Origin of the sequence: Allostigmatella hybrida, from assembly GCF_020103775.1 — a bacterium.
GTDB lineage: Bacteria > Myxococcota > Myxococcia > Myxococcales > Myxococcaceae > Hyalangium > Hyalangium aurantiaca.
The window spans coordinates 52,466-76,108 of record NZ_JAHXBH010000033.1; the positions used below are offsets into that span (position 1 = coordinate 52,466).

16 protein-coding genes and 1 pseudogene are annotated in these 23,643 nt (G+C 69.8%); 11 read left to right on the forward strand and 6 right to left on the reverse strand.

Going from position 1 to position 23,643, the window contains the following annotated elements; translation table 11 throughout:
* Nucleotides 1–3 precede the first annotated feature (3 nt).
* The 3 genes and pseudogenes from KY661_RS37640 to KY661_RS32290 form a co-directional block, all read right to left on the reverse strand.
* Nucleotides 4–1,359: pseudogene (locus tag KY661_RS37640) on the reverse strand (AHH domain-containing protein).
* Between the two features lie 46 nt (nt 1,360–1,405).
* Complete coding sequence (locus KY661_RS32285; protein WP_225413864.1) at nt 1,406–1,897, reverse strand: hypothetical protein; 492 nt, start codon at nt 1,895–1,897, stop codon at nt 1,406–1,408.
* 66 nt (nt 1,898–1,963) lie between these two features.
* Nucleotides 1,964–5,983, reverse strand: coding sequence for a lamin tail domain-containing protein (locus KY661_RS32290; protein WP_225413865.1), 4,020 nt, complete (start codon nt 5,981–5,983; stop codon nt 1,964–1,966).
* A gap of 445 nt (nt 5,984–6,428) precedes the next feature.
* Between KY661_RS32290 and KY661_RS32295 the strand changes: the two genes are divergently transcribed.
* Nucleotides 6,429–6,770: a PilZ domain-containing protein gene (locus KY661_RS32295; protein ID WP_225413866.1), complete on the forward strand. Its 342-nt coding sequence runs from the start codon at nt 6,429–6,431 to the stop codon at nt 6,768–6,770.
* Nucleotides 6,771–6,792: 22 nt separating this feature from the next.
* On the opposite strand, the gene KY661_RS32300 is transcribed toward KY661_RS32295, so the two are convergent.
* On the reverse strand, nt 6,793–7,641 hold the full coding sequence (locus tag KY661_RS32300) for a class I SAM-dependent methyltransferase (protein ID WP_225413867.1): 849 nt from the start codon (nt 7,639–7,641) through the stop codon (nt 6,793–6,795).
* Between the two features lie 241 nt (nt 7,642–7,882).
* On the opposite strand from KY661_RS32300, the gene KY661_RS32305 reads away from it, so the two are divergent.
* From KY661_RS32305 to KY661_RS32320, 4 genes are all read left to right on the forward strand, one after another.
* Nucleotides 7,883–8,485, forward strand: coding sequence for a DUF2378 family protein (locus KY661_RS32305; protein ID WP_225413868.1), 603 nt, complete (start codon nt 7,883–7,885; stop codon nt 8,483–8,485).
* Between the two features lie 101 nt (nt 8,486–8,586).
* Complete coding sequence (locus KY661_RS32310) at nt 8,587–10,101, forward strand: oligosaccharide flippase family protein (RefSeq protein WP_225413869.1); 1,515 nt, start codon at nt 8,587–8,589, stop codon at nt 10,099–10,101.
* Nucleotides 10,098–11,051 carry a glycosyltransferase family 2 protein gene (locus KY661_RS32315; protein WP_225413870.1) on the forward strand — a complete coding sequence of 318 codons (954 nt, stop codon included), beginning with the start codon at nt 10,098–10,100 and terminating at the stop codon, nt 11,049–11,051. Before KY661_RS32310 ends, KY661_RS32315 begins: the two co-directional genes overlap by 4 nt.
* A 6-nt stretch (nt 11,052–11,057) precedes the next feature.
* Nucleotides 11,058–11,984 carry a glycosyltransferase family 2 protein gene (locus KY661_RS32320; protein WP_225413871.1) on the forward strand — a complete coding sequence of 309 codons (927 nt, stop codon included), beginning with the start codon at nt 11,058–11,060 and terminating at the stop codon, nt 11,982–11,984.
* Here KY661_RS32320 and KY661_RS32325 read toward each other — a convergent pair.
* Complete coding sequence (locus KY661_RS32325) at nt 11,965–13,089, reverse strand: acyltransferase family protein (protein WP_225413872.1); 1,125 nt, start codon at nt 13,087–13,089, stop codon at nt 11,965–11,967. The two genes, KY661_RS32320 and KY661_RS32325, sit on opposite strands and share 20 nt — an antisense overlap.
* Nucleotides 13,090–13,196: 107 nt before the next feature.
* Between KY661_RS32325 and KY661_RS32330 the strand changes: the two genes are divergently transcribed.
* From KY661_RS32330 to KY661_RS32340, 3 genes are all read left to right on the forward strand, one after another.
* The gene (locus tag KY661_RS32330; RefSeq protein ID WP_225413873.1) at nt 13,197–14,345 is read left to right on the forward strand and encodes a glycosyltransferase family 4 protein; all 1,149 of its coding nucleotides are present in this window, start codon (nt 13,197–13,199) and stop codon (nt 14,343–14,345) included.
* Nucleotides 14,346–14,436: 91 nt separating this feature from the next.
* Nucleotides 14,437–15,924, forward strand: a complete 1,488-nt coding sequence (locus KY661_RS32335) for an MraY family glycosyltransferase (RefSeq protein ID WP_225413874.1) — start codon at nt 14,437–14,439, stop codon at nt 15,922–15,924.
* Between the two features lie 6 nt (nt 15,925–15,930).
* Complete coding sequence (locus KY661_RS32340; RefSeq protein ID WP_225413875.1) at nt 15,931–16,956, forward strand: nucleotidyltransferase family protein; 1,026 nt, start codon at nt 15,931–15,933, stop codon at nt 16,954–16,956.
* Nucleotides 16,957–16,983: 27 nt separating this feature from the next.
* Here the strand turns inward: KY661_RS32340 and KY661_RS32345 are convergent, their stop codons facing one another.
* Nucleotides 16,984–19,824 (reverse strand): immunoglobulin-like domain-containing protein, encoded by a 2,841-nt coding sequence (locus KY661_RS32345; protein ID WP_225413876.1) that lies wholly within the window; start codon nt 19,822–19,824, stop codon nt 16,984–16,986.
* A 198-nt stretch (nt 19,825–20,022) separates the two neighbouring features.
* Between KY661_RS32345 and KY661_RS32350 the strand changes: the two genes are divergently transcribed.
* The 3 genes from KY661_RS32350 to KY661_RS32360 all read left to right on the forward strand — a co-directional run bounded on the left by KY661_RS32350 (nt 20,023) and on the right by KY661_RS32360 (nt 23,635).
* A complete protein-coding gene (locus KY661_RS32350) occupies nt 20,023–20,994 on the forward strand; it encodes a nucleotidyltransferase family protein (protein ID WP_225413877.1) in 972 nt (323 codons plus the stop codon).
* A gap of 78 nt (nt 20,995–21,072) precedes the next feature.
* Complete coding sequence (locus KY661_RS32355; protein ID WP_225413878.1) at nt 21,073–22,374, forward strand: UDP-glucose dehydrogenase family protein; 1,302 nt, start codon at nt 21,073–21,075, stop codon at nt 22,372–22,374.
* Nucleotides 22,375–22,558: 184 nt separating this feature from the next.
* Nucleotides 22,559–23,635: a hypothetical protein gene (locus tag KY661_RS32360; RefSeq protein WP_225413879.1), complete on the forward strand. Its 1,077-nt coding sequence runs from the start codon at nt 22,559–22,561 to the stop codon at nt 23,633–23,635.
* The last annotated feature ends 8 nt before the right edge of the window (nt 23,636–23,643 follow it).

Here is a 23,643-nt window from a genome sequence, read left to right on the forward strand (position 1 = left end):
CTGTTAAGGACTCCGGGTCACCCATTTGTTGAGTCGCGTTCCTGGCGTGGAGATCATTCGTCCCAGCCGGTGAAGTTCAGTCGTCAGGATTTCACGGCACTGCTGAATGCTACGGCACTCCAGCGTCGCGTCTCTCAGGCGCCGGAAGATTTCTTCGTGGTACTCCTGAGGATGAGGCCCCTTGTGGCCCGGGACGCGAACCTTGTTGGCCGCATCGTCCAGTGACATGCCTGCCTTGTCGAAGAGTTCCTGATACCTGGGCGTCCAGGGCCCCCCGCTGTGGGTGGACGTGCTGAATTTATCGGAGGCGATGTGGTGCTCGGGGCCCTCTGCATCCACTGGCTTGGACGCCGCCCCGCCTACGCTCTGGGCCGTCGCGGTGGACGCGTGGGGCGCCAAGGCGATGGTGACCGCATCGGCGGTCACGGCCACGGCCTCCACTTGCGACAACGCTGTCAGCGGGATTCCTGCCCGTGCCGCGCTCGCCACGGACGCTTGAGCCGAACCGGGCAGCGTGGGCACCTTGGCCGGGAAGCTGGCGGCCGTCTGGCCGATGGCGGCCGTGAGCAGCAGGGCAAATGCCCGTGCCGCGTTCTTTCCCATCACCCTGCCATAGGTTCTCCCGGCCTCGCGGATCTCCGGGAAGGAAGTGGCGAGTTCCATGGCTTGCACCAACCGTCTCCATCCCTGGATGAGCGTCCAGAACGTGTCCACCCCGATGTAACAAATAAGGCTGGCCGTGAGGGCCGCCGCCAATCCCTTGGAGAACACCGGTTCGGGCATCAGCCACATCGCCGCGTAAATCGTCATCATCCAGTAAAGCGATGCCTTGATCGCCTCGGGATCGGCCATGTCCTGAAAGGACTGCATCATCTCGGGAATGATCTCTTCGATGGCGAAGGACATGCCGAGCGCGTAGCGGCCATCTCCGGTCAGGACGGGACTGCCCATCAGCAACTTCCGGCAGTCGCCGGGTTTCCCGATGGCTGCGCAAAACCGCAGGTATTCCTGCGTCACCCGTGCATCGGCCTTGGAACCCCGCGAAGCCTAGGCCTGCCTATCGAGAGGAACGACCCCCTCCCGCTGGGTGTACTGGTACCAGCCACTGTGGGATGCACGCGCGAACTGCTCTCGTGCGGCCTGCTCAGGGTTGCCCAAGGAGGTTATCTGCCGGGCTTCATTCATCAAGGCCCGGGTGAAGTCCTTTGTGCCCAACTCCACGGGGCTTGTTTCGCCCGTGCGAGCAAGGTGAATGAGGATGCCGCCCTTGTTGGTGCTGGCTCGGGCCATGCGCCCGGTGCCGCACGCGGTGGACATCGCCAAGAGGAGAACCGCGACTGCTAAACGGTGAGGAGCCAAGAGGTGCCCTCCAGTGCCGACACCTGCGTGCCGTGAAAGGGCCGGACTATTCGCCGGAGTTAGCGCCAGCGGTCGAGGTGCACTGAATCGTGTTCTGTGCCTGCCGGGGATCCAGCGTGCATCGCAGTTCCTGCTCGCTGGCGCCCGGTGCGGCGGCCATGTAGCTCAGCGCGAAGCGCAGCTCGAACCCCTGCCAGGACAGACCGGAAAGCGTCACGTCCTGAGCGGCGTCAGGAGTCAACGAGAGCTCCTCCGCCCCCAGCGTGAAAGCGCAGTACTTCCGCGTCTCCTTGACCTGGGGCACCGCGGGGGCCCGCACGTTGACTCGTTCCACGCGCAGGCAAGGGTCGTACTCGGAGTTCGCGAGCACGGCGCGAAAGAAATCCCCTTCGGGTTCGAGGGTCCTGCTGCTGCCCACCACGCTCTTCACGAGGGGCCCCACCTGCAGGAGGGACTCCGTTCCTTGGGGCTTCTCCACGGCTCGGGACGTCGAACACGCCACGAGCGGCAGGAGCAACAGCAGAACGGCTTTTTTCATGTTCTTCACGTCACCTGGATCCGCTGCGGAAGTGCAGCGGACCTCAGGATACGCCGCAGATTCAACTTACGGGGCCTCGGCGGTGCTCGCGGTGTTCTGGGGCCCGCGCACCTCGCGCAGCACGAAGTCCATCGCGTTGTTGTCCGAGTCGTGGCCGTTGCCCCGGAGCGCATCGGCGCCCCCGCTGGCCATGGTCGTGGCGGTGGAAGTGCTCACCGCCTTGCGCTCATAGGTGCCCAGGGTGGCCAGGGTTCCCGTGATGGGAGTGCCCTCGGGGGAGTTCGCCGTGGCGCCGTACCCGACCTTGTCCACCGCCAGGGCATCATTCACGCCCGTGCCGATGCCCGGCTTACCCAGGCGGATATGCCCCACGGCGCCAGCGAGCTGAATCGCAGCGCCATAGGAAGCATCTCCCGCCGGGGTGCCGCTGTAGGAATTGCCCGTCACCAGGTAGAAGCGGTGCGCGCCAATCTTCGCGTCCGCGGGCAGGGTGTAGCTGTTGTTGTAAGCCGTGCCGGTCGCGCTCTTGTACTGGAGCTTCCATCCCGCCAGGTTCACCTCGGCGTTAGTCGGGTTGTACAGCTCGATGAACTCGTCATTGGCGCTGGCTCCCGCGACGGCGAACTCGCTGATGACCACGTGGTCCGTCGCGGGGGCGGGCGACGTGATGGTCACGGTACCGAAGTAGCCGGTGGTGGGATCCGCCACGCCCGCCTGATCGCAGTACACATACGCGGAGGGCGCCTTCCCGGTCTCCACGAAGCGGTAGCGGAAGCCGTAGCGGTAGGAGCCGGCCGTGGACAGGGTGAGCGTGCCCTTCGTCTCATCCTCGTTGGAGGTGGCGGTGTATGCGCCATTGGACAGGATGGGCGTCCAGGTCCAGGCCTCCGCGGAGCCCGTCGTGGGGCCATACCCCAGCTCCGCGAAGAGGTAGGGGTAGTAGTCGTTGCCCGAGAGGTTGCGGTCCGTGACGCTCACGCCGCGAACGCGGCTGGTGATGGCCACGGACGTTCCCGCCGTGGTGGCTGGCAGCGTCTTGGGCGACTCGATGTTGCAGAAGTCGATGGAGGGTGTGGCCGCCATGCCGCACGCGGAGTTGGCGGCGCCCGGGGTGCCGGAGTCTCCACCCGGCAGCGGCGTCTCCGCATCACACCAGTACCAGGGATACATAGGGGCCGCTGAGCCCAGGATGCGCGAGGACAGGCTCATCGCCTTGCCCACGGTCTGCGGGAAGGCCGCCGTGTACGCGAGCGACTCCAGCAGCGTCCCGTTCCGGGAGATGTCGAACTGCCCCGAGCCGTCCAGGACGACGCTGGCGGGGTAGGCGAAGCCCACCGGGATGCCACCGTTGGTGGCGGAGTCCGGATTAGACGCCAGGACGAAGGCTCCCTTCCGGTCCACCACCACCGGCACGCTTCCGGAGCCCACGGTGAAGGTGGACGCCGTGCCCGAGCCATTCACGTAGGAGACCGTGAGGCCATTGAGGTTGAGCAGGTTGCCCGTGGTGTTGGTCAGCTCGAAGTACTCGGTGGTCCCGGGGGAGGGCGAATGCATGACCTCGGAGAGGACGAGCTGGCCCGACTCGGGCGGGGCCGCCGTGTCACACGTACCCTGGAAGCAAACCGCTTGGGTGCCCGTGCAGGCGGTGGCCACTGGCGTCTGCTGGCAGACCGGGGCGTTGTCCACGTCGGTGCAGGACGCGGTGTAGGTGATGCGCGAGATGCCATCCTCGCCGCACATGGGCGCAGCAGCCGTGCAGGTGTAGCCCGCGCACGGGTCCCCCTGGGTGGCGGTGCTCTGCGCGGCGAAGCCCGTGTTGCCCACGTCGTCCGTCACCCGGAGCGCGAAGTGATACACCGTGGACGGCATGAGCCCGGTCACCAGGGCCGACTCGGCGTTGCCCGCGGCCTGGGGCGCGCCCAGGGGCACTGGCGTGGCGGAGTCAAACGTCTCCGGCGTCACGGGAGACGTTGCGTAGCGCAGCTCGTGCTGGGTGGCGGTGCCCAGCGTGCCGTCATCCCCCACGGCCACCCAGTTCACCCGCACCTGGAGGCTCGTCTTGTGGCTGAAGGTGAGTTCCGCGGAGCCCGGAGACACATCGTCCACGATGGTGAACGGCTCGCTGCGGATGTCATCCAGCGGCGCGCCCATCACTTCCAGCTGGAAGCTGGTGCCCTGCTGATCCACGCGGAGGTTCGAGAACGTGGCCACGCCCGCGACAGGCGTCACGCTCAGCGCATCGCCGGAGAGCACCGCCGCGGCATTGCCGCCCACCAGGGCCACCATCAGGGTGGGGCTGCTCACGGGAGCCGTGTTACCGAACGCATCGGTGATGGCCACGGTCACCTCCGCCATGGGCTGGCGCACGCTCCGGGACACGGGCTGCGTGCGGAACACCAGCTTCGCCGGGGCAGCGGGAGCCACCTGGGGGGTGGCCGTGCCCGTCAGCGTGTCCAGGGCCACGTCCTTCGCCGTGACCGTCTGGGAGCCCGAGGTCTTTAGCGTCACCGCGAAGGTCCGCTGGCCCGTGTCCCCCGTGGAGAACGGCGCATCCGGGGGAAGGTCCGCCAGCGTGTCGCTGGAGGTGAAGTGCACCGTGCCCGTGTAGCCGCTGGCCACGTTGCCGAAGGCATCTTTCGCCGTCACCGTCAGGCTCTGGGAGGTGCCCGCCGTCACCGGCGAGGACAACCCCGTCAGCTCCAGGCGCGAGGCGCTCGCGGGAGCGATGGAAAAGGCCGTGCTGGTGGCTGGGGGCAACGGAGCCGCGCTGGCCATCAGCGTGTAGTCCGTGCCCGCCTGATCAATCCGGACGCCGGTGAAGGTGGCCACGCCCTGCACTGCCGTGGCCGTGAAGGGGCCCGCGCCCGAGGCGCCTTGCGCCGTCAGCGTCACCGCCTGGGTGGCATTGCCCACGACGAGCCCGTTGGCGTCCTGGATCTCCACCTGGATGGGAGCGAGGGGTACGCCAGCCTGGCTGCTCTGCGGCTGCTGCCTGAAGACCAGCCGGGTGGCCGTGGGGTACGGCGTGGAGACAGAGAGCGTGGCTGAGCGCGTGGTGTTGCCCGCATTGTCCTTCACCTGGAGGGCCACGAAGTAGGGCGTGCCCGGCGTGAGGCCGGACAGGAGGGCGGACTCGGCGGTGCCGGCGCTCGCCGGGGAGCCCAGGCCCGTCACAGGCGTGGCCCCCTGGAAGTCCGCCTCCGTGGTGATGCTCGCCGTGGAGTAGCGCAAGTCGTGGCTGGAGGCCGTCCCGAACATCCCATCGTCGCCCACCGCCTCCCACCTGACGGTGAGGGAGGTGGCCGAGGCGCTCGCCAGCGAGAGCACCGGCGCGGCGGGCGGCACCGTGTCCGAGATGGTGAAGGGCTCGCTGGTGGCGGACTCCAGTCCTGCCGCCGAAGCCGTCAGCACATAGCCCGTGTTCTCCTCGGCGATGGAGAGCCCCTCGAAGGAGGCCACGCCCGCCACCGCGCTCGCCGTGAGCGGGCCGCTCAAGGTCCCGCCCAGGTTGAGGGAGAGCGTCACCGGGGCCGTGCTGGAGGAAGCCGTGTGGCCCTCGGCGTCCTGCAGCGTCACCTGGACGCCGAAGGGCGCGCGCACCGCGTGAGGCCCCGGTTGCTGGGTGAAGACCAGCTTCGTGGGCGGACCCGCGGTGAAGGGACGGACGAACGCCACGGTGGGCCGCATGGAGAGCGTCACCGGCCCGCCGTCGGTGTCCACCGAGGCGGTCACCGTGCGGAGGCCCTCGGTGGTGGAGGTCAACGCCGCCGTCGCCACGCCCTGGGCATTCGTGGGGGCCGAAGGCTGGGTCACGGTGCCTTCAGGCACCTCCACCTTCACCGTGCGGCCCGGGAGCGGCGCCCCATCCGCCCCGCGAACCGTCACCTGAATGTCCACGGTGTCCTGGCCATCGGCCCGCACGTCCTGGGACCGGCTCACCGTCACCGTCGAGCGCTCCGCGTCGGGGCGCTCCGGGGAAGGCGTGCTGGGCTTGGAGTCTCCACCGCCACACCCCGTGGCGAGCAGACCCAGCACGAGCAAGCTCCACGCGGCGAGCCGCGCGAGCGAGGGGCAAGCGTGCATCATGAATCCATCTCCAGGCGAGGAAGGCGCGGCCTTCGCGAGCGGTGCGCGGCGAAGGCGTCGTCACGTTGTATCAGAAGGCACTGATCCTCGAAACACGGCCCCCTGGGAGGGCTCGCCCCGGAGCCGCAAATCCTGCCAGGCCGCGTGATACACGCGGCTGCAACGGACGCCTGGAAAAACACGGCTTGAGCTCTCCCGTGTGTCTTTGTGCTTCCTGGTTCCGCTCATCTCCGCGGCTGCGGCACTGCGCGCTCTACAGCGGCGCGAAGGCGAAGGACTCCGCCGCCAACGCCTGGATGAACAGCCTGGCCTCCCTCCCGGACGCGGAGGGTGCCGGGGCTTGGACAGAAGCCGCGCCCCGGTAGGTGCCCTGGCGTGAGGGGCCCTTCCTTCCGGAGGCAAGACGTGGGAAGCACTGGGAGAGAGCCAAAAGGAATGCGTTGCCATGACGACCCCTGATCGCCGCCGCCACCGCCGCTTCCGTGTCCGCCTGAGCGTGCAGTTCCTCCGGGGGGAGGCGGAGGTGGCCGGGGAAATCTTCAACATCTCCTGTTCGGGGTGCCTGCTCGTCACGCCGGTGGCCCTGAAGCCCGGCGAGCAGGTGGCGGTCCACCTGCCCAGCCTGGGCAGTCAGCTGATGTCCTTCCGCGTGGTGCGGGTGCGCCCCGTGGGGCCCTGGTTCGCCGTGGCCACGGCCTTCGAGCCGAACCTGCCCAACGAGGCCGCCCTGGAGGAGTTGGCCACCCGGGAGCCCGCCTCGGACGACGAGCCCGAGCACCTCTTCTAGGCGTGGAGGACGCTCCGGGGGTTCACCCCGCCTTGCGGACCACCAGCAGGTGGAGGCAGCCCGTGTCCTCCGTGCGCACCTCGGCATGGGCCACGCCGGGCAGCCCCTCCACCAGCCGCAGCATGTCCGCCGGGGTGCGGTAGACGAGGTACCAGTCCAGCGCGCTCTCGGTGAAGTGGAGCATCGGGTTGTCCGCGTTGAAGTTGCCGAGCACCAGCAGGCCTCCCGGCGCGAGCCCCGCCCACAGCCGCGTGGTGAGGCTCCGGGCAAAGCGCTCCGTGAGGTAGTCGTACAGTCCGATGGAGTAGAGGAAGTCCTGGGAGCCGGACTCCAGCTCGCTGCGGCTTCGCAGCAGCGCCAGCACCGAGCCGCACCACAGGCGCAGCGCCTCCAGCCGCGTGGCGGGCAGTGCGCCCACGCGGTGGAAGTGGGCGAGCGCCGTGTCCAGCGCGCCCTGGTCCTGGTCCATCAGGGTGACGCTCTCGAAGCTCACCTCGCGCGCCACCGCCGCCAGCTCGGGCGCTGAACCCGAGGCCACGTTCATCACCCGGCGCGCCCCGCGCGCGTGCTCCTGGCGCAGCAGCGCGCTGAGCATGTCGCGCCGGTTGCGCACCGCCTGGAAGCCCGGCAAGTCCAGCGCCCACGTGTCCAGCCACAGCCCCAGCGGCGTCTCCCCGGCGGGCATGCGCCGGTAGATCGCCTCCATCATGAGGAAGTCTCCGGCGTACCCGCGCGGCTTCTCCCAGCACCGGCGCAGCACCGCGCTCTGCCAGAACAGCGGGCCCGCCTCGGTACGAAAGCGTTGCTGGAATTCCGAGGCTCGCGTCAGGCCCAGTGCTCTCTCGGTTCCACCTGCACGCCACACGTTCATCAGGAGTGCACCGAGGTGGACACAATCCTCGGGAAGCGGTGGCTGGTGAACGCGCGGTGAGCTTGCCAGTGTCTTCAGCCAGCCAGTGAGCGTTGTTAATGTTTCAGTGAAGAGCGGTATCTTGGACAGCGAGGAGGAGTCGGAGATGGAGAACGTCAAGGGAACTCCGGTGGTGAGACATCCTACGCGCCCCCCAACCAGCCCCTCAGGAGCGGACCGAGCCGTGACACAATCGAGGGACATGCCTTCCCTCATTCACGCGCGGGCTGTCAAGGAGTGCCGGGAGCGTCAGGTCTTCGCTCCCGAGGGCACCACGGTCCGCGGACTCATCTTCAACGCGGTGCTTGGGCTGGTGGGCCGTCACCAGGGCGAGGCCACCGCGGTGGAGCTGCGCGAGCGCATCTCGAAGAAGTCATACATCGACTTCTTCCCGTATCCGGCCTCGGACTTCCTGCAACTGCTCTACAGCGCCGCGGAGGTGCTCGCCCCGAAGCATGGGGGCTCGCTGGAGGAGGCCATCCGGGCCTGTGGGGCCGCGGCCGTGTCGGGCTTTTTCCAGTCCGCCGTGGGCCGCACGCTCACCCACCTCATCGGGCGGGGGGACCCCAAGCGGCTGTTCTCCAACGCCCCCACCGCCTACTCCACCACGGTGGGCTACGGGCAGCGCACCTACGTCAAGCTGAGCGACCGGTCCGTGCGGCTGCACTTCCTGGGGGACATGCAGCCGGTGCAGTTCCACCAGGGCGTGCTGGAGGAGGCGCTCACGGCGGTGGGCTGCAAGGGCCGGGTGGTGGCCAGGCCGCTCTCGCTGGACGAGGCCGAGTACACCATCGAGTGGGAGTGAGGGGCGGCTGGGTGCTGGCGTGGAGGGCAGGCGGGCGGGCGCGCGGGGACTTCTTGTGAGGGGCGCCCCCGCCCGGTAGCTTCCGCCCTCTTGGGCCCTGGATGAACGCGACCGCAACCCCCGAAGTGTCCTCCACCGAGGTGAAGGCCCGTGCGCAGAAGGGCATCGTTGTCCTGCTGGCACGGACCGTGGCCTCGCAAGGGCTGCGTGTCGTCAGCGCCCTGTTCCTCTCCCGCCTGCTGTTTCCCAGCGACTACGGCCTGTTTGGCATCGTGGCCTATGCCACGTCCCTGGGCGTCTTCCTGGGAGACCTGGGCCTGAGCGCCGCCCTCGTGCGCCAGCCGCACGAGCCCACCGAGGATGAGACGTCCACCATCTTCTGGTGCCACCAGGGGCTCACCGCCGCCATCGTCGCCACGGTCATCGCCCTGGCGCCCCTGCTCGTGGAGGGCTACGCCCTGGGCGCCCAAGCCCTGCCCATGGTCTATGCGATGACGCTGGGCCTGTTCTTCTCCTCCCTGCGGGTCATCCCGTTGATGATGCTGGAGCGCCAGCTGGCCTTCCCGGTCATCGCCCGCGCGGAGCTCATCGAGAACGTGGCGCAGGTGGCCACCACCATCGGGCTGGCCGCGCTGGGCGTGGGCGCGTGGTCGCTCGTGGGCGGCGGGCTGGTGCGCGGGGTGGTGGGGCTGGGCTGCATCTGGTGGGCCTCGCCGTGGAAGCCCCGGGGAAAGTTCCGGCTGGACGTCGTCCGGCGCCTGCTGGGCTATGGCCTGGGCTTTCAGCTCCCGCCGCTCGTGGGGGCCGTGGCCGCGGGCTTCATCCCGCTGGTGGTGGGGCACTTCCTGGGCAAGGAGGCCGTGGGGCTGGTGAACTGGGCCTGGGCGCTGGCCTCCACGCCGATGATGCTCAGCATCATCCTCAACCGCGTGGCCTTCCCCGCCTACTGCCGGTTGCAGGATGACCCGGCAGGCTTCGCCGAGTACCTGCGCACCTCCCTGCGGCGCCTGTCCGCCGTGCTCTGCCTGTTCATCCCCCTGGCGGTGCTCGCCGTGCCGGTGGCCGTGCCGCTGTTCTTCGGGGAGCGGTGGGTGCCCGCGGTGCCGCTCGTCCAGTGGTTCAGCCTGGAGTGCGTGCTCACCACGCTCACGGGCCTGCTCGCCACCGCGCAGAACGCCGGCGGGCGCCCCTGGGAGCGGCTGGCCGTCACCGTGGGCGTGGGTCTGGCTCGCTGGTCGCTGGGCGCCTACCTCGTCTACCGCTTTGGCCTCTCGGGCATCGGCCCCCTGGGGCTCATCGTCGGGCTGGGGGAGCTGTGGGTGACGGCGTGGCGGGTGACGCACCTCAACACCGCGCTCCGGGGGCTGGTGGCCGAGGTGGTGGAGCCCGTCGTCACGGTGAGCCTGCTGCTCCTGGGGGCCGTCGTGGCCGCGCCCTACCTCGTCCACGAGGGGCTCTGGGCCCAGGCGCTGGTGGGGGCCGCGGTGTTCGCCGGGCTCGTCCTGGTGCGCGAGCAGCTCCCGGGCCCGCTGCCCCTGGTGGCCGAATTGCGCGCCATCCTTGCCCTGGTGAACGCCCGGCGCGCTAGGGTCGCGCCCCAAGAGCCCTCGCCATGACGAAGCCGGACCTCATCATCTCCATCGTCAACCACAGCAACCCCGAGTTGCTGCATGACTGCCTGCGCACGCTGTTCCAGACGACCCAGGCCTGCACCTTCGAGGTGTGGGTGGTGGACAACGCCACGGACGGGCGGGGCGTGGAGGCCATGCGCCGGGACTTTCCCCAGGTGCGCTGGCTCTTCAACACCTCGCGCAAGGGCTTCTCCGCCAACCACAACCAGGTCCTCTCCCAGGCGCAGGGCCGCTACTTCTGCATCTTCAACGACGACACCCTCGTGCACGAGGGCGCCTTCGACACGCTCGTGCGCTTCATGGACGGCAACCCCCGCGTGGGCATGGCCGGCGCCCGGCTGCTCAACGCGGACGGCACGCCCCAGGACTGCGTCTTCCGGCAGATGGGGCTCTCCACGGCGCTCTTCGACATCTGCTTCCTGCCGCGCCCGCTGCACTTCCTCAAGGCGCTGCACATCGACCCGGCGCAGTACGGCAACGCGGAGGCCCGGGTGAGCTGGGTGCTGGGCGCGTGCATCGTCGTGCGCGAGCAGACGCTGGCCGAGGTGGGGCTGCTGGACGAGAAGCTCGCGCCCTTGGGGAACACCGAGGACACCGACTGGTGTGTCCGGGCGTGGAAGGCCGGCTGGGAGGTGGCCTTCTGCCCCGAGGCCGTCATCACCCACCTGACGAGCCGCTCGTTCCGCCCGTCCGCGAAGGGGCATGACCGCGTGCGCGTGGAGCTGTGGCGCACGCGTCTGGCCTACTTCCGCAAGCACCATGGGCGGCTGCACGAGCAGCTCATGCGGCTCATCCTCGTGGGCACCCTGCCGTGGAACTCGGCGGTGCTCACCCAGTCCCTGCTGCGGCGGCGGTTGAGCCTCGCGGAGTATCAGCGGCAGCTGTCCACCTTCGTGCGCATCTCCGAGATGGGGCTGCGCGCCCGGGTGGGGTAGCCGGCCATGCCCTTCTTCTCCGTCATCATCCCCACGTACAACCGCGCCCAGCTCCTGGAGCGGACGCTCGAATCCGTCTTCGCGCAGGCGTTCACCGACTACGAGGTGCTCGTCGTGGACGATGGCTCCACGGATGACACCGAGGCGGTGCTCGCGCGCCACGAGGGGCGCGTGCGGGTGCTGCGCCAGAAGAACCAGGGGCAGGGCGTGGCGCGCAACCTGGCCATGCAGCACGCCACGGGCACCTACGCGGTGTTCCTGGACAGCGACGACCTGTGGTTTCCGTGGACGCTCGGCACCTATCTCCAGGCCATCGACATGTACGGCGGGCCCTCGGTGGTGATGGGCACGGTGGCCTCGTTCGCGCGCGAGGAGGAGCTGGCCCCGGTGACGCAGGAGCCCTTCCGCGCCTGGGCCTTCACGGACTACCTGGCCAGCGCCCCGGAGCCGTTCATCCGCACCGCGTGCGTCATCGCCGTGCGCCTGGAGGCGCTCAAGCGCGTGGGCGGCTTCACCGCCCGGCGCATCGCCTCCGAGGACCATGATCTCCTCTTCCGCCTGGGCACCGAGCCGGGCTTCGTGTGGGTGCAGGCGCCGCTGGTGGTGGGCTACCGCCAGCACGATGCCTCCTCCTCGAAGAGCCTGGAGCAGAGCCACCAGGGGCTGTGCTTCCAGCTGGAGCAGGAGCAGGGCGGGCACTACCCGGGCGGGGCGGGGCGGCGCCGGGACCGGCTGACGTTCATCCTGCGGGGCGTGCGGCACGTGACGCGGTGGCTCACCGAGCACGGGCGGCCGGACCTGGCCGTGGACCTGTACCGGCGCAGCCTGGGCGTGCACCTGGAGGTGCCGCGCTGGCGCTACCTGCTGGGCTTTCCCCCTTGGATGATGGCCGCGTCGCTGCGGCGCCGGGCCCTCAGGGCGCGCGCGCGGTGACGGGCGGCCGGGAGGGCTGCTCCAGCAGCCACCCGCGCAGCTTGAGCCCCGGCTTCTCCACCGCCTGGTACGTGGCCCACGCCACGCCCACGGTGATGCCCAGGAAGGCCAGCAGGTCCAGCCCCCAGAAGCCCAGCGAGAGGTGCGTCCGCTCGAGCACGCGCACCACGAGCCCGTGCCACAGGTACGTCCCGTAGGACGTCACCGCCAGCATGTACACGGCCTTGCGCGCCCAGGAGGGCAGCCGCATCGCCTCCAGCCCCACCACCAGCAGGGCGAAGGCCACGCTCAGGCCGGTGAACACCCAGACCCGGGCAGAGCCATGCAGGGTCGGGCCACACAGCGCGAGCGTGGCGGAGAGCACGCCCATCCCCAGCAACGTGCACGCGGTCTTCCACGCGGCCGGCCACTGCCGCCAGGTGGGCGCCGTGCGCGCCAGGAACACCCCGAGCGCCATGCCATCCAGGTGCAGGTGCGTGGGCCACTGGAGGAAGGGCACCACCTCCAGCGCCGTCAGGCCCTCGGGCAAGCCGCGCGACACGAGCATCCGCCCCACCAGGCTCAGGGCGCCCGGCACGAGCCACACCACCGCGGGCCACCGCCGGCCGCCCAGGGCGAACGCCAGCACGGGCAGCACCAGGTAGAAGTGCTCCTCCACGCACAGGGACCAGCTCTGCACGAAGTCGAGCAGGGGCGCGTAGTTCTGCAGGAAGAAGGCGAAGTGCCAGCCGCCCCCGGCGAAGGGCGCGCCGAAGACGAGCGGCTTGAGGAACGCGTAGGTGCCCAGCACCACGAAGTAGAGCGGCAGCGTGCGCGTCCAGCGCTTCACCCAGAACTCGCGCAGCAGCGAGCCGGTGGGGGCCTCCGGCTGGGTGGTGAAGACCTGCCGGCCGATGAGGTAGCCCGAGAGCACGAAGAACAGGTCCACCCCCATCCACCCGAAGGTGAAGGCGTGGCGCAGCCCCTCCGGGAGGGCATGCGTCACGGTCTCGGGCGCATGGAAGAGCAGCACGGGCAGGATGGCCAGGGCCCGCAACAGGTCGAGCCCCTCCTGACGGGGATCGGGCAACGCCGGGACGGAAGGGGGAGAGGAGGGAAGGGACATGGCCGGAAGCGCGCCGCAGTGTGGCCCGAACGGGCGCCCACTCAAAGCAACCAGGAGGGGGGCCCCTTGGCGGCCATCTTCTCCCGGAGGGGTGATATGGGGGCGGCGTGTCCGGCCTGCGCGTCCTTCTTGGCATTCACCATCCCCTCGACCCGAACCTGGGCGCCCCGGGGGTGACGTTGGCCCTGGGGCAGGCGCTCCAGGGGCTGGGGTGTGAGGTCTCCTATTATGGATACGGCGAGGCCTTCCCCGGCGTCACCTCGCACTCCGCCCTGCACTCCCTCCGGTTCCCCTGGGCCCTGAGCGCGTGGCTGGCCCGGGAGGCGCACCGCTTCGACGTGCTCGACATCACCACGGGCGACTGCTGGCCCTGGGCCCGCGTGGGGCGTCCGGGCGCGCGGCGCCGCCAGGCCCTGGTCACCCGCAGCCATGGCCTGGAGCACCTCGTCTCCGAGCAGCTCCGCGCGGACGTGCACGCGGGCCGGGCCCAGGTGAGCTGGAAGTACCCGCTCTACCATGGGGGTTTTCGCCTCTGGGAAGTGCGCGAGTCCCTGCGGCTCTCCGACCATGCCGTGCTCCTCAACCCGCAGGACCGCGACTTCGTCCGGGACCGGCTGGGCGTGCCGGGCGAGCGGCTCTCCGTCATTCCCCATGGGCTGTCCGGGGCTTTTCTGGAGCGCCCCGCCCCCGAGCCGGGCGCCCCGGAGGGGCCCGTGCGCATCGCCTTCGTGGGCAGCTGGCTCCAGCGCAAGGGCCGCGAGGAACTCGTCGCCGTGGCGGCCGCCTTGCGCGCCCAGGGGGTGCCGTTCTCCCTGGAATTGCTGGGAACCGGCGCCCCCGAGGACGAGGTGCGCGGCGCGTTCTCCCCCGAGGTCCGGGCCCAGGTCCGTGTGGCGCCGCGCTACCGCAACGAGGATCTGCCCGGCCTGCTCCAGGGCGCGGAAATCCTGCTCTTCCCGAGCCACGCGGAGGGCTACGGCATGGCGCTCGTCGAGGCCATGGCCTGTGGGCTCGCCCCCGTGACGACCCCGGTGGGCGTTGCCCCCGAGGTGGTGCAGGACGGCCAGACGGGCCGCCTCCTGCGCGTGGGGGATGTCGCCGGGTTGACGCAGGCGGTGCGCGCCCTCGCCGAGGACCGCCCGCGCCTCCTGGCACTGCGTCAGGCGGCGCAACGGGTAGTGAAAGGAATGACTTGGCAGCAGGCAGGCATACGCACTTTGCGTATGTACGAGCAGACGATTTCAATACGCTCGTAACAAAGTGGCATGCCTGGAAGGGGGGCAAGGGAGTTATGAAGGCGACATTGACGCGCCCCGTTAACCGGCCCCACGATGCGCCCCGCCTTCGATGATTACCTTTCTTGTCACGTTTCTGGTCGCCCTGACGGTTTGCCTGGGGCTGACGCTGGTGGTTCGCAACCGTGCGCTGGCCTGGGGCTGGGTGGATCAGGCCAACTCGAGCCGCAAGGTGCATGTCCAACCCATTCCCCGGCTGGGAGGGGTGGCCATCGTGGCGGGCTTCTTCGCCCCGCTGTGCGCGCTGTTCCTGGTGGACTCCGGCGTGGGGCTGCTCTTCCAGAGCTACCGCGAGCTGCTCCTGGGCCTGTTCGGGGGCGGGGCCATCATCGCGATGCTCGGGCTGTATGACGACCTGAAGGGCGCCAACGCCCGGCTCAAGTTCGCCGTACAGTTCGCCGTGGCGCTGGGGCTCTACCAGCTGGGCTTCCGCGTGGAGCTGATCGCCAATCCGTTCGGCCCGGAGCTCCCCCTGGGCGTGCTGAGCCTGCCGTTCACCGTGATGTGGGTGGTGGGCGTCATCAACGCCATCAACCTCATCGACGGGCTGGATGGGCTGGCCGGCGGCGTCGCCTTCTTCGGCGTGAGCACCAACTTCATCCTCTCGCTGGTGCGGGGGGACGTCGTCATGTGCCTGCTCATGGCCGCGCTGGCGGGCGCCATCCTGGGCTTCCTCGTCTTCAACTTCAACCCGGCCTCCATCTTCATGGGGGACACGGGCAGCATGTTCCTGGGCTTCGTGCTCGCGGCCGTCTCGCTGAAGACCTCGACCAAGAGCGGCACCGCGGTCGCCATGCTCGTGCCCATCATGTCGCTGGGGCTGCCCATCATGGACACGCTCATCGCCATGGTGCGCCGCACGATGCTGGGCAGGCCCATGTTCAGCGCCGACAAGGAGCACATCCACCACCGGCTCATGAGCCGCATGGTGCTCAGCCACCGCGCCTCCGTGCTCGTGCTGTACGGCGTGTGCGGCCTGTTCATGCTCTCCGCCCTGGGGCTCAACTTCGCCAACAGCGCCCAGAGCGCCCTGCTCCTGGTGGGCATGGGCATCGTCATCTTCGTGCTCATGCGCAAGCTGGGCTACCTGGACCTGCGCCGGGCCGGCGCGGTGAGCCAGGCGCGGCGCAAGAACCAGCAGCTGCACTCGCTGGTGAAGACGGTCACCCGCGCCACGCGCCGGGCGGACTCGCTCCAGGATTTGTGGGGTGTGCTGCGTCCGCTCGCCGAGGCCCTGGATGCCTCGCGCCTGGAGCTGCGCTTCCAGCAGCAATGGGGCCATGGGTTCGCGGACGGCGTGGTGTTCGAGACCGAGCGCCCCGCGGGCTCCGCGGTGCCCCTGGACATGCGCATCGAGGTGAAGGACGACGATGTGCGCGTCGGCTGGCTGCGGATGTCCTGGAAGGATGGCCGCGCGGAGGTCAACCGGGACGAGGAGCTGGCGCTGGAGCTGGTGGCCGATGCGGTGGCCGAGCGCGCCTCCGAGCTGATGGCGCTGGAGGCCGCGGAGCCGGGCCGCGTCGTCTCGCTGGGGCGGTAGCACCGGGTGGGAGCGCGGGCGTTCCTGACGCTGCTCCGTGCCTGGCCCGAAGCCCCGGGCACCGCCTTCTCCGGCGAGCCCGAGGCCCTGGTGCGCGCCGCCGCCCGGCATGGGCTCGCGGGCTTCATCGAGCAGGCCCTGGCGCACGCCGGGTGGACGCTGCCGGACGCCTCGCGCGAGGCCCTGCGCCGGGAGTCCCGGGGCAGCGCGGCGCGGGCCATCCGCGTGCATGCACTCCTGCTGCGCAGCCTGGAGGCGCTCGCGGCGGTGGACATCGTCCCCGTGGTGCTCAAGGGCTACGGCCTGGCCCGGCGGCTCTACCCGGAGCCATTTCACCGGGCCACCACCGATGTGGATCTGCTCGTGGCCCCCGCGCAGGTGGAGGCCGCGTCGCGGGCGCTGGAGGGCTTGGGCCTTGTGCCCGTGGCCGAGCGGCCCGGGCATGGCGGGGAGCACGCGCACCACCGGGCGTTTCATGGGCCGGCGGGGCTCGTGGAGCTGCACTACCGGGCGCTCGCCACGGGTGGGCAGGCGCTGGAGGCCGGGGGGCTGCTGGCCCACGCGGAGGCGTTCGAGCTGGAGGGCCACCGCGTGCGGTACCTGCGCGCGGAGGAGGAGCTGGTGTACCTGGCCCTGCACGCGAGCAACCACCTGCTCCAGCGCCTCGCGTGGTTGATGGACCTGAAGCTGCTCCTGCGGGCAAACCCCGCGCTGAGCTGGCCCCGGGTGGTGGAGGTGGCGCGGGGCACCGCGTTCCCGCACCTGGCGTGGTACGCGCTGGACGCCGCGCACCGGCTGCTGGGGCTCGCCGTGCCGCCGGAGGTGCTCGCGGCGCTGGCCCCGCCGCGCTGGCAGCGGGCCCTGGCCCAGCGCTTCTTCTCCGAGGAGCGGCTGCTCGGCGCGCGGCTCGCGGCGCACCGGGCGGAGTGGTTCGCCGTGAAGCTGCTGCTGGCGCCCCGGGTCCGCCCCATGGCGCGCTACGTGCTGTGGCGGCTGGGCGAGGCGCTGCCGTGGAAGGGCCCCCCGGCCTGAGTCCCGGGAGGCCCGCTTGTGCTGAGGTTAGCGCTGGGCGGTGCGGCTCGCCTTCTGCTGGGCGCTGACCACTGTCACCGTGCGCCGCACCTGGGCGGTGAAGGGCGTGGGGGTGGCGGAGTCCTGGACGGTGTACGTCAGCAGGTAGGTGCCCGGCACATCGGTGTTCAGCGTGCCGGTGCGCACGACGGCCATGTTCAGGTTGCCAAAGCAGCGGTCCGTGGCGGAGGCGCCCGGATCCTGGAAGACGGTGCCGGCGGTGAGCGTCACCTGCGCGGGGCCATTGAGGGTCAGCACCGGGGGCGTGGTGTCCTTCACCATCACGGTGCGGATCGCCTCCGCGTAGTGTCCCCAGCTGTCGTTGACCTGGTACTGCACGTCATAGGTCCCCAGGGCCCCGAGGTTCGGGCCGGTGGAGCCCCCCTGGCCGGAGTTGAAGACCTTCACGGTCAGCGCGCCTTCGCACTCATCGGCGCCGATGGCGCCCGGATCCACGTAGGTGGCGCTCGAGTCGCACTCCAGCGTCATCTCCGCTTCGCCCCGCAGCGTCACCGTGGGCAGGGTCTCGTCCGTCACATCCACGGGCCGGGTGCCGGGGGCGGTGGCCGTGTTGCCCGCGTCGTCCGTCACGCGGTAGGTGATTTCGGAGTGTGGCCGCATCGAGTTGAAGCCCACCAGCTCGATGCGCGAGGTGAGGTCTCCCTGGCAGGCATCGTGGGCCGTCGCGTCCTGGGGCAGCGCCTCGCCGCAGTTCAGCTGCACGTAGGACAGGTTCGCATTCAGCGTGGGCGGGGTGACGTCCACCACCGTCAGCGTCCCGGTGCACTGGTCGCTGTCCAGGCCGTCCGAGACGGTCAGGGTGATGTCATGCGAGCCCAGGCCGAGGACGCCCTCCGCGGGGACGTAGCGCAGCGTCAGCGGCTGGGGCCCGTGGTCCGGATCATAGCTGGCGTTGTCGATGGGGGTGCTCGCGGCGCTGTAGGTGGCCTTGCAGGTCGTGGCCGCGGCGGGCAGCGTGACGTTCTTGCAGACGGCCTCGGGGGGCACGTTCGCGGTGCCGCACGACAGCGTCAGCTCCTGGGACAGGCTGTTGTTGTCCTCGCGGCACTCGGTCACCGTCCCCGTGCCGGCGGCGTTGGCATCCGCCTGGACGAAGTAGGGCAGGCTCTGGGTGTTGAGCTCCGCCGCCAGGCGGACCTCCACGCTCTGGCCCGCGGGTAGGGGGGCCTGCAGCGTCGCGACGCCGAGCAGGGAGCCCCCCGTGGCCGCATCACCCTGGTGGAAGGCGATGGGCACACCCTCGGGCGCGCTGGCATCTCCCTGGTTGCGCACTGTGGCGACGAGCTGCGGCGGGGCGCCGGTGTGGGCACAGCCCACGGTGAGCGCGGTGACGGTGAGGTCCGGGAGGGCGAAGGGGGACACGCCGTTGCCCTGCGTGTTGGCGCGGAAGGTGTTGAGGCCCGGGACGAGCCACGGGGCGGCCGGGTGAGAGGGCAGGGTGCCGTCCGGGTTCACGTGGGTGACGGAGTAGGCATGCTGGTTCCAGATGCGGCGCGTGTTCACCCAGACACCGGTCTTCTCCCGGTACACGCGGATGCCCGCCACGCCGGAGGTGAGGTAGTTGTTGGAGGGCACGACGAGCTCCGCGCGGTTGTCGCCGTCCACATCCACGATGATGGGGTTCTCGTAGGCGCTGCCCGAGCTGTGCGTCAGCGGGGTGATGCGCGCCGCGCCGCTGGTGCCGTCGTAGATGCGCAGCCGCGTCTGGTCCGCATGGACGAACTCCGCCTTGCCGTCCCCGTCGAAGTCGAACGCCACCGAGCTGCCAACGCCGGAGCTGGTGCCCTGGATGGGGCTGGCCCACTTCACGGTGCCGTCGGTTTCGATCACCGTGAAGCGGGTGCTGCCCGCCACGCCAATCTCGGGCTGTCCGTCCCCATCCACGTCCGCGATGGCGGGCGCCCCGCCGGCCCCGCCGCCCTGGAGGCTCACCCGCCACTTGGGCGTGCAGTGGCTGTCCATCAGCGCCACGGTGCCGCCCGAGACGATGACCACCTCGCCGGCGGGGTCCGCGTCGAAGTTGCCCACGGCCGCCAGCCCCTGGCCGAGGCTCGGGTGGACGCACCGCAGCTGGCCGTCATGTTCGTAGATGGCGCGGCCGTTGATGACCTCCTGGAAGCCATCGCCGTCCAGGTCCACCGCGAACGACAGGGGGCCGAAGGTGCCGGGGCCTCCCGTGCCGTCGCTGCCCACCCACTTCAGCTCCCCGGTGGCGCTGAACACGTGGTTGCCGTTGAGGATCTCCACGCTCCCATCGCCGTCCAGGTCCGCGAAGGACGGGCCGCCCCAGGTGTTGGTGGAGGCCGAGGTGCGGAACTTGAACGTCCCGTCATGCTCGAAGCACAGGAGGCCCACATCGCCCTCGGGCACGGTGCACAGCTCCACCTTGCCGTCGTGGTCGATGTCGCCCGCGGCGATCTGCGCCGAGCCCCGGACGCGGTACCTCGTGTCGGTCACCGTCCACAGCTCCTGGCCCGTGGCCCCGTTGAGCGCGCGAAGCACGCCGCCCGTCTGGGAGTTGCTGCCGGTGAAGGCGTTGAAGACGATGTCCGGTGTCCCATCCTGGTTCACGTCCACCACCACCGGGGTGGACATCACCTGCCGGAATTCGGCGGTGCCGGTCCATTCCCACTTCAGCTCGGGCTGGAAGCTGGGGGTGGTGGGAGGCAGCTGGACGCACTGGGTTTGCAACCCCGTGCGGTGGTGGGCTGTCTCTCTGGGCGGCGGAGGGGGGGCGGTTTCGGTTCCACAGGCCACGAGGGCCAGCGCGGTCACGACACCGATGCGCTCGCTCAAGACTCGAATCATGATGAACTCCCGGTAATTTTTGCTGCCCCGGACAGGCGGCAGTTCCAAGAGCTACGATTTTTTACGGTTTCTGCGCAATTATATATTTTTACGGTAAACAAAGCGTCGTAGCGGAAGTCTTGGAATTCCGACTTCCTGCGCTGAGGTAGTCTCGGGTGGGTTGATTCCAGGGCGAGGGGCTCTTAAAGGAGCGCCACCATGGCGCCGAGCCTGCTCGACCTGTTTCAGACCCTGACCTCCTTCGAGCCGCAGCGGGGCTCGCTTCGCGGTGCACCGTGGGAGGGCTTCGTGGATTGGGCCATCGCGCAGGGGCTGGGCCCACTGGCAGCGTACAACCTGGAGTACCGGTTGGGGGGAGGGGATGCGCCGGAATGGGCGCGGGACCGTCTGCTCTCGGTCTACCAGGGCACGGTCAACGACAACGTGATGAAACTTGTCCACTTCAAGCGGATGGTGGGCGTGCTGGAGGGGCGCAAGCTGGTGCTGCTCGGGGGCGCGGCGTTCGCCGACGCGCTCTACCCGCACGGAGGCTTTCGCCCGCTGCTGGAGATTCAGATCCTCCTGCGCCGGTTGGACGTGGAAGGCTTCTCGGGCTTCCTGGCGCAGCAGGAGTTCAAGCCCGCGGAGGACGAGCAGGACAGCGGCGCCGCGCGGGTGCTGTCGGATGGGCGCACGCTGATTCACCTCTTCGCGGACGTGCTGGGCGCGGAGCGGCGCGAGGCGCTCAAGGGCGTGTTCGAGCGGGCGCACCCGCACCGCATCTACGGCCCGTCGCTGTTCCGGCCGGACCTGGAGGACGCGGTGCTGCTCGTGTGCCTGGAGCAGGCGCGCCAGGGCTTCCAGATGCCGTGGCTGTCCTATGTGGACCTGCGGGAGCTGGTGACGGGGGCCTCCTGGATGGGGGGCGCCTACTCGCGGCCGCTGAACGGGGAGGTGCTCCGGGCGCGCGCCCGGGAGTGGCGGCTGGAGCGGGCGCTCTACACCTCGCTGTCCATCCTCTCCCGGCTCTACCCCCAGACGGCCCCGGCGGTGGAGGGCGCGCTGCCGCCGCTGCGCCGGGCCACGCGCGAGCTGCTGAACCGGCTGGTGGTGGAGCCCGCCAGCGTGGTGGGCCGCGCCACGGCGCTGCGGGGAACCGACCGGCTCCGCCGCCTGCTGACCGGACAGTGAGCGGCCCGCCCCGGTGGGGGGCGGCCCGGGGAGGCTGGAGACTTTCCCCGTCCCCGGCTCCCGCGTATGAGGGAGGCCATGCGCATCGCCATCATCGGTACGGGCTACGTGGGGCTGGTCGCGGGGACGTGCTTCGCGGACTCCGGCAATGAAGTCACCTGCGTGGACATCGATGCGCGGAAGATCCGCATGCTGCAGAACGGCGAGGTGCCGCTGTACGAGCCCGGCCTGGAGGAGCTGATCCGCAAGAACGTGCGCGAGCGCCGGCTGTCCTTCAGCACGGAGCTGGCCCCGGCGGTGGGGCCCGCGCAGGTGGTGTTCATCGCGGTGGGCACGCCCGAGGGAGAGTCCGGCGACGCGGACCTCCAGTACGTGCTGGCGGCGGCCGAGGACATTGGCCGGGCGCTGCGCCAGTACACGGTGGTGGTGAACAAGAGCACGGTGCCGGTGGGCACGGCGGACAAGGTGGCGGAGGCGCTCGCCCGCACGGCGCGGGTGGCGTTCGACGTCGTCTCCAACCCGGAGTTCCTCAAGGAGGGGGCGGCGCTGGAGGACTTCCTGAAGCCGGACCGGGTCGTCATCGGCACGGCGTCCGAGCGGGCGCGCCGGCTCATGGGCGAGCTGTACGCGCCCTTCGTCCGCACGGAGAACCCGGTGCTCTACATGGACAGCCGCTCGGCGGAGCTGACGAAGTACGCGGCCAACGCGATGCTGGCCACGCGCGTCTCCTTCATGAACGACGTGGCGGCGCTCTGCGAGAAGGTGGGCGCGGACGTGGACTTCGTGCGCAAGGCCATGGGGGCGGACCGGCGCATCGGCTACCCGTTCCTCTTCCCGGGGGTGGGCTACGGCGGCTCGTGCTTCCCCAAGGACTTGAAGGCGCTGGTGGCCACGGGGCGGGAGCACGGCCTGGAGCTGGACTTGCTGCGCGCGGTGGACCGCACCAACGAGCGGCAGAAGCGGCTCCTGGTCGCCAAGGCGCTCAAGCACTTCGGGGGCTCGCTGGCGGGGCGGACGTTGGGCGTGTGGGGGCTGTCGTTCAAGCCGAAGACAGACGACATGCGCGAGGCGCCCTCACTGGAAGTCATCGAGGGGCTGCTGGGCAAGGGGGCCCAGGTGGTGGCGCATGATCCGGTGGCCGAGCGGGGCGCGCGGCGTTACTTCGGAGACCGCATCCGCTACGCGGCGCTGCCCTACGACGCGCTGGAGGGCGTGGACGCGCTCTGCATCGTCACCGAGTGGAACGAGTTCCGGCACCCGGACTTCGAGCGGATGAAGGCGCTGATGAAGACGCCGGTCATCTTCGATGGACGCAACATCTACGATCCCGCGCGCATGCGGGAGCTGGGCTTTACCTACCTGGGCATCGGCCGGCGCTGAGCCGGATGCAGGACAGACAGCCAAGGGCCGCGCGGTGCTTCGTGTCTTTCAAGACGTATGACTCAGCGCGGCACACCCCCGTGACTTGTCATTTCATGTCTCATCGACTCACAATCGGCCCCCCTTCCTGGTGATCTTCTTCCTGGCCCGGTTGTCAAACCCCCGTTCCCAGCGAGACACATTCATGTCCCAGCTTGTCCTGAAGAGCCTTGGCTCGGCCGTGGTGGCCGTGGCCCTTACCGCCGCACCGTCCGCCCGGGCGGGCGCGTCGGATACCTCGGATGGCGCATGCGGCAGCACGTCCGCGGGGTGGAACGCGCCCAATGGCGCGCTCGTGCTCACGCGCGGCAGCGGCGGCCCCATCACCTCGGTGCTCAGCGGCGTGGGCGAGTACCGGACGCACTCGCTGCTCTCGCACGGCCCCGGCGGCGACGTCACCCACGAGACGATGTACACCCCGGGCACCAACGGGTGGCCCACCTACTGCAGCACCCCGATGAAGGTGAACGAGCTGGCGTCCGGCTACCCGGGCGCGGCGCGCGTCAACCAGGGCGCCATCTACCAGTACCTCTATGGCGGCGGCGGGCTGGAGTACATCGCCTACCAGCGCAGCCGGTCCTCGGCGGGCTACGACACCAAGGGCGAGACCATCACCAATTGGATTCTCAACTCGATGCCCACGGAGGCCACCCAGTCCAAGAAGGACGGCGGCCAGTCGATTCTCCGCATCAAGGGAGACAACGGGTATCCCCTGAATTACACGTTGTATCAGTACCGGGACCTGGAGGGCGTCAACACGGGCACCGCCGGCTGGAACAACGGCATGGTGTGCTCGACGATGATTGCCTACGCCCAGTTCCGGGCGGGGTTCGGCGCCGTGTCGGCGTACACGTATGACCATGCCACGCTCGTGAGCGCGGGCAACGCGCTCTACAACGCGGTGGAAACCGAGTGCAACACGGGCCTCGGCTTCTGGACGGACATTGGCTCCAAGGCCACCTGCTTCGAGGGCATCTGTGACGATGCCGCGCGCCAGGTGCGCAACTGTATGGCGGCGGGCAACTGTGGCACCGACGACGGCAACGTCTGGTCCAGCATCGCCAACAACCCGAACACGGTGTCCCGGTCCATCAGCCCGGACCGCCTCGGGGGCTGGAGCGGCCACCCGTACAGCGGCACCGGCGCGAGCGTCTGGTCCTACGACACCTCGAACACGGTGCAGTGGAACTCGGGCGGCAACGTCTACGGCTGCTGGTTCTAACCGGAGGA

What these genes read in the sequence shown, in the direction of transcription:
- KY661_RS32295 (WP_225413866.1), top strand. Translation starts at nt 6,429, where the DNA reads ATGACGACCCCTGATCGCCGCCGCCACCGCCGCTTCCGTGTCCGCCTG.
- KY661_RS32355 (WP_225413878.1), top strand. Translation starts at nt 21,073, where the DNA reads ATGCGCATCGCCATCATCGGTACGGGCTACGTGGGGCTGGTCGCGGGG.
- KY661_RS32335 (WP_225413874.1), top strand. Translation starts at nt 14,437, where the DNA reads ATGATTACCTTTCTTGTCACGTTTCTGGTCGCCCTGACGGTTTGCCTG.
- KY661_RS32285 (WP_225413864.1), bottom strand. Translation starts at nt 1,897, where the DNA reads ATGAAAAAAGCCGTTCTGCTGTTGCTCCTGCCGCTCGTGGCGTGTTCG.
- KY661_RS32315 (WP_225413870.1), top strand. Translation starts at nt 10,098, where the DNA reads ATGACGAAGCCGGACCTCATCATCTCCATCGTCAACCACAGCAACCCC.
- KY661_RS32325 (WP_225413872.1), bottom strand. Translation starts at nt 13,089, where the DNA reads ATGTCCCTTCCCTCCTCTCCCCCTTCCGTCCCGGCGTTGCCCGATCCC.
- KY661_RS32360 (WP_225413879.1), top strand. Translation starts at nt 22,559, where the DNA reads ATGTCCCAGCTTGTCCTGAAGAGCCTTGGCTCGGCCGTGGTGGCCGTG.
- KY661_RS32320 (WP_225413871.1), top strand. Translation starts at nt 11,058, where the DNA reads ATGCCCTTCTTCTCCGTCATCATCCCCACGTACAACCGCGCCCAGCTC.
- KY661_RS32345 (WP_225413876.1), bottom strand. Translation starts at nt 19,824, where the DNA reads ATGATTCGAGTCTTGAGCGAGCGCATCGGTGTCGTGACCGCGCTGGCC.
- KY661_RS32350 (WP_225413877.1), top strand. Translation starts at nt 20,023, where the DNA reads ATGGCGCCGAGCCTGCTCGACCTGTTTCAGACCCTGACCTCCTTCGAG.
- KY661_RS32305 (WP_225413868.1), top strand. Translation starts at nt 7,883, where the DNA reads ATGCCTTCCCTCATTCACGCGCGGGCTGTCAAGGAGTGCCGGGAGCGT.
- KY661_RS32290 (WP_225413865.1), bottom strand. Translation starts at nt 5,983, where the DNA reads ATGATGCACGCTTGCCCCTCGCTCGCGCGGCTCGCCGCGTGGAGCTTG.
- KY661_RS32300 (WP_225413867.1), bottom strand. Translation starts at nt 7,641, where the DNA reads ATGAACGTGTGGCGTGCAGGTGGAACCGAGAGAGCACTGGGCCTGACG.
- KY661_RS32310 (WP_225413869.1), top strand. Translation starts at nt 8,587, where the DNA reads ATGAACGCGACCGCAACCCCCGAAGTGTCCTCCACCGAGGTGAAGGCC.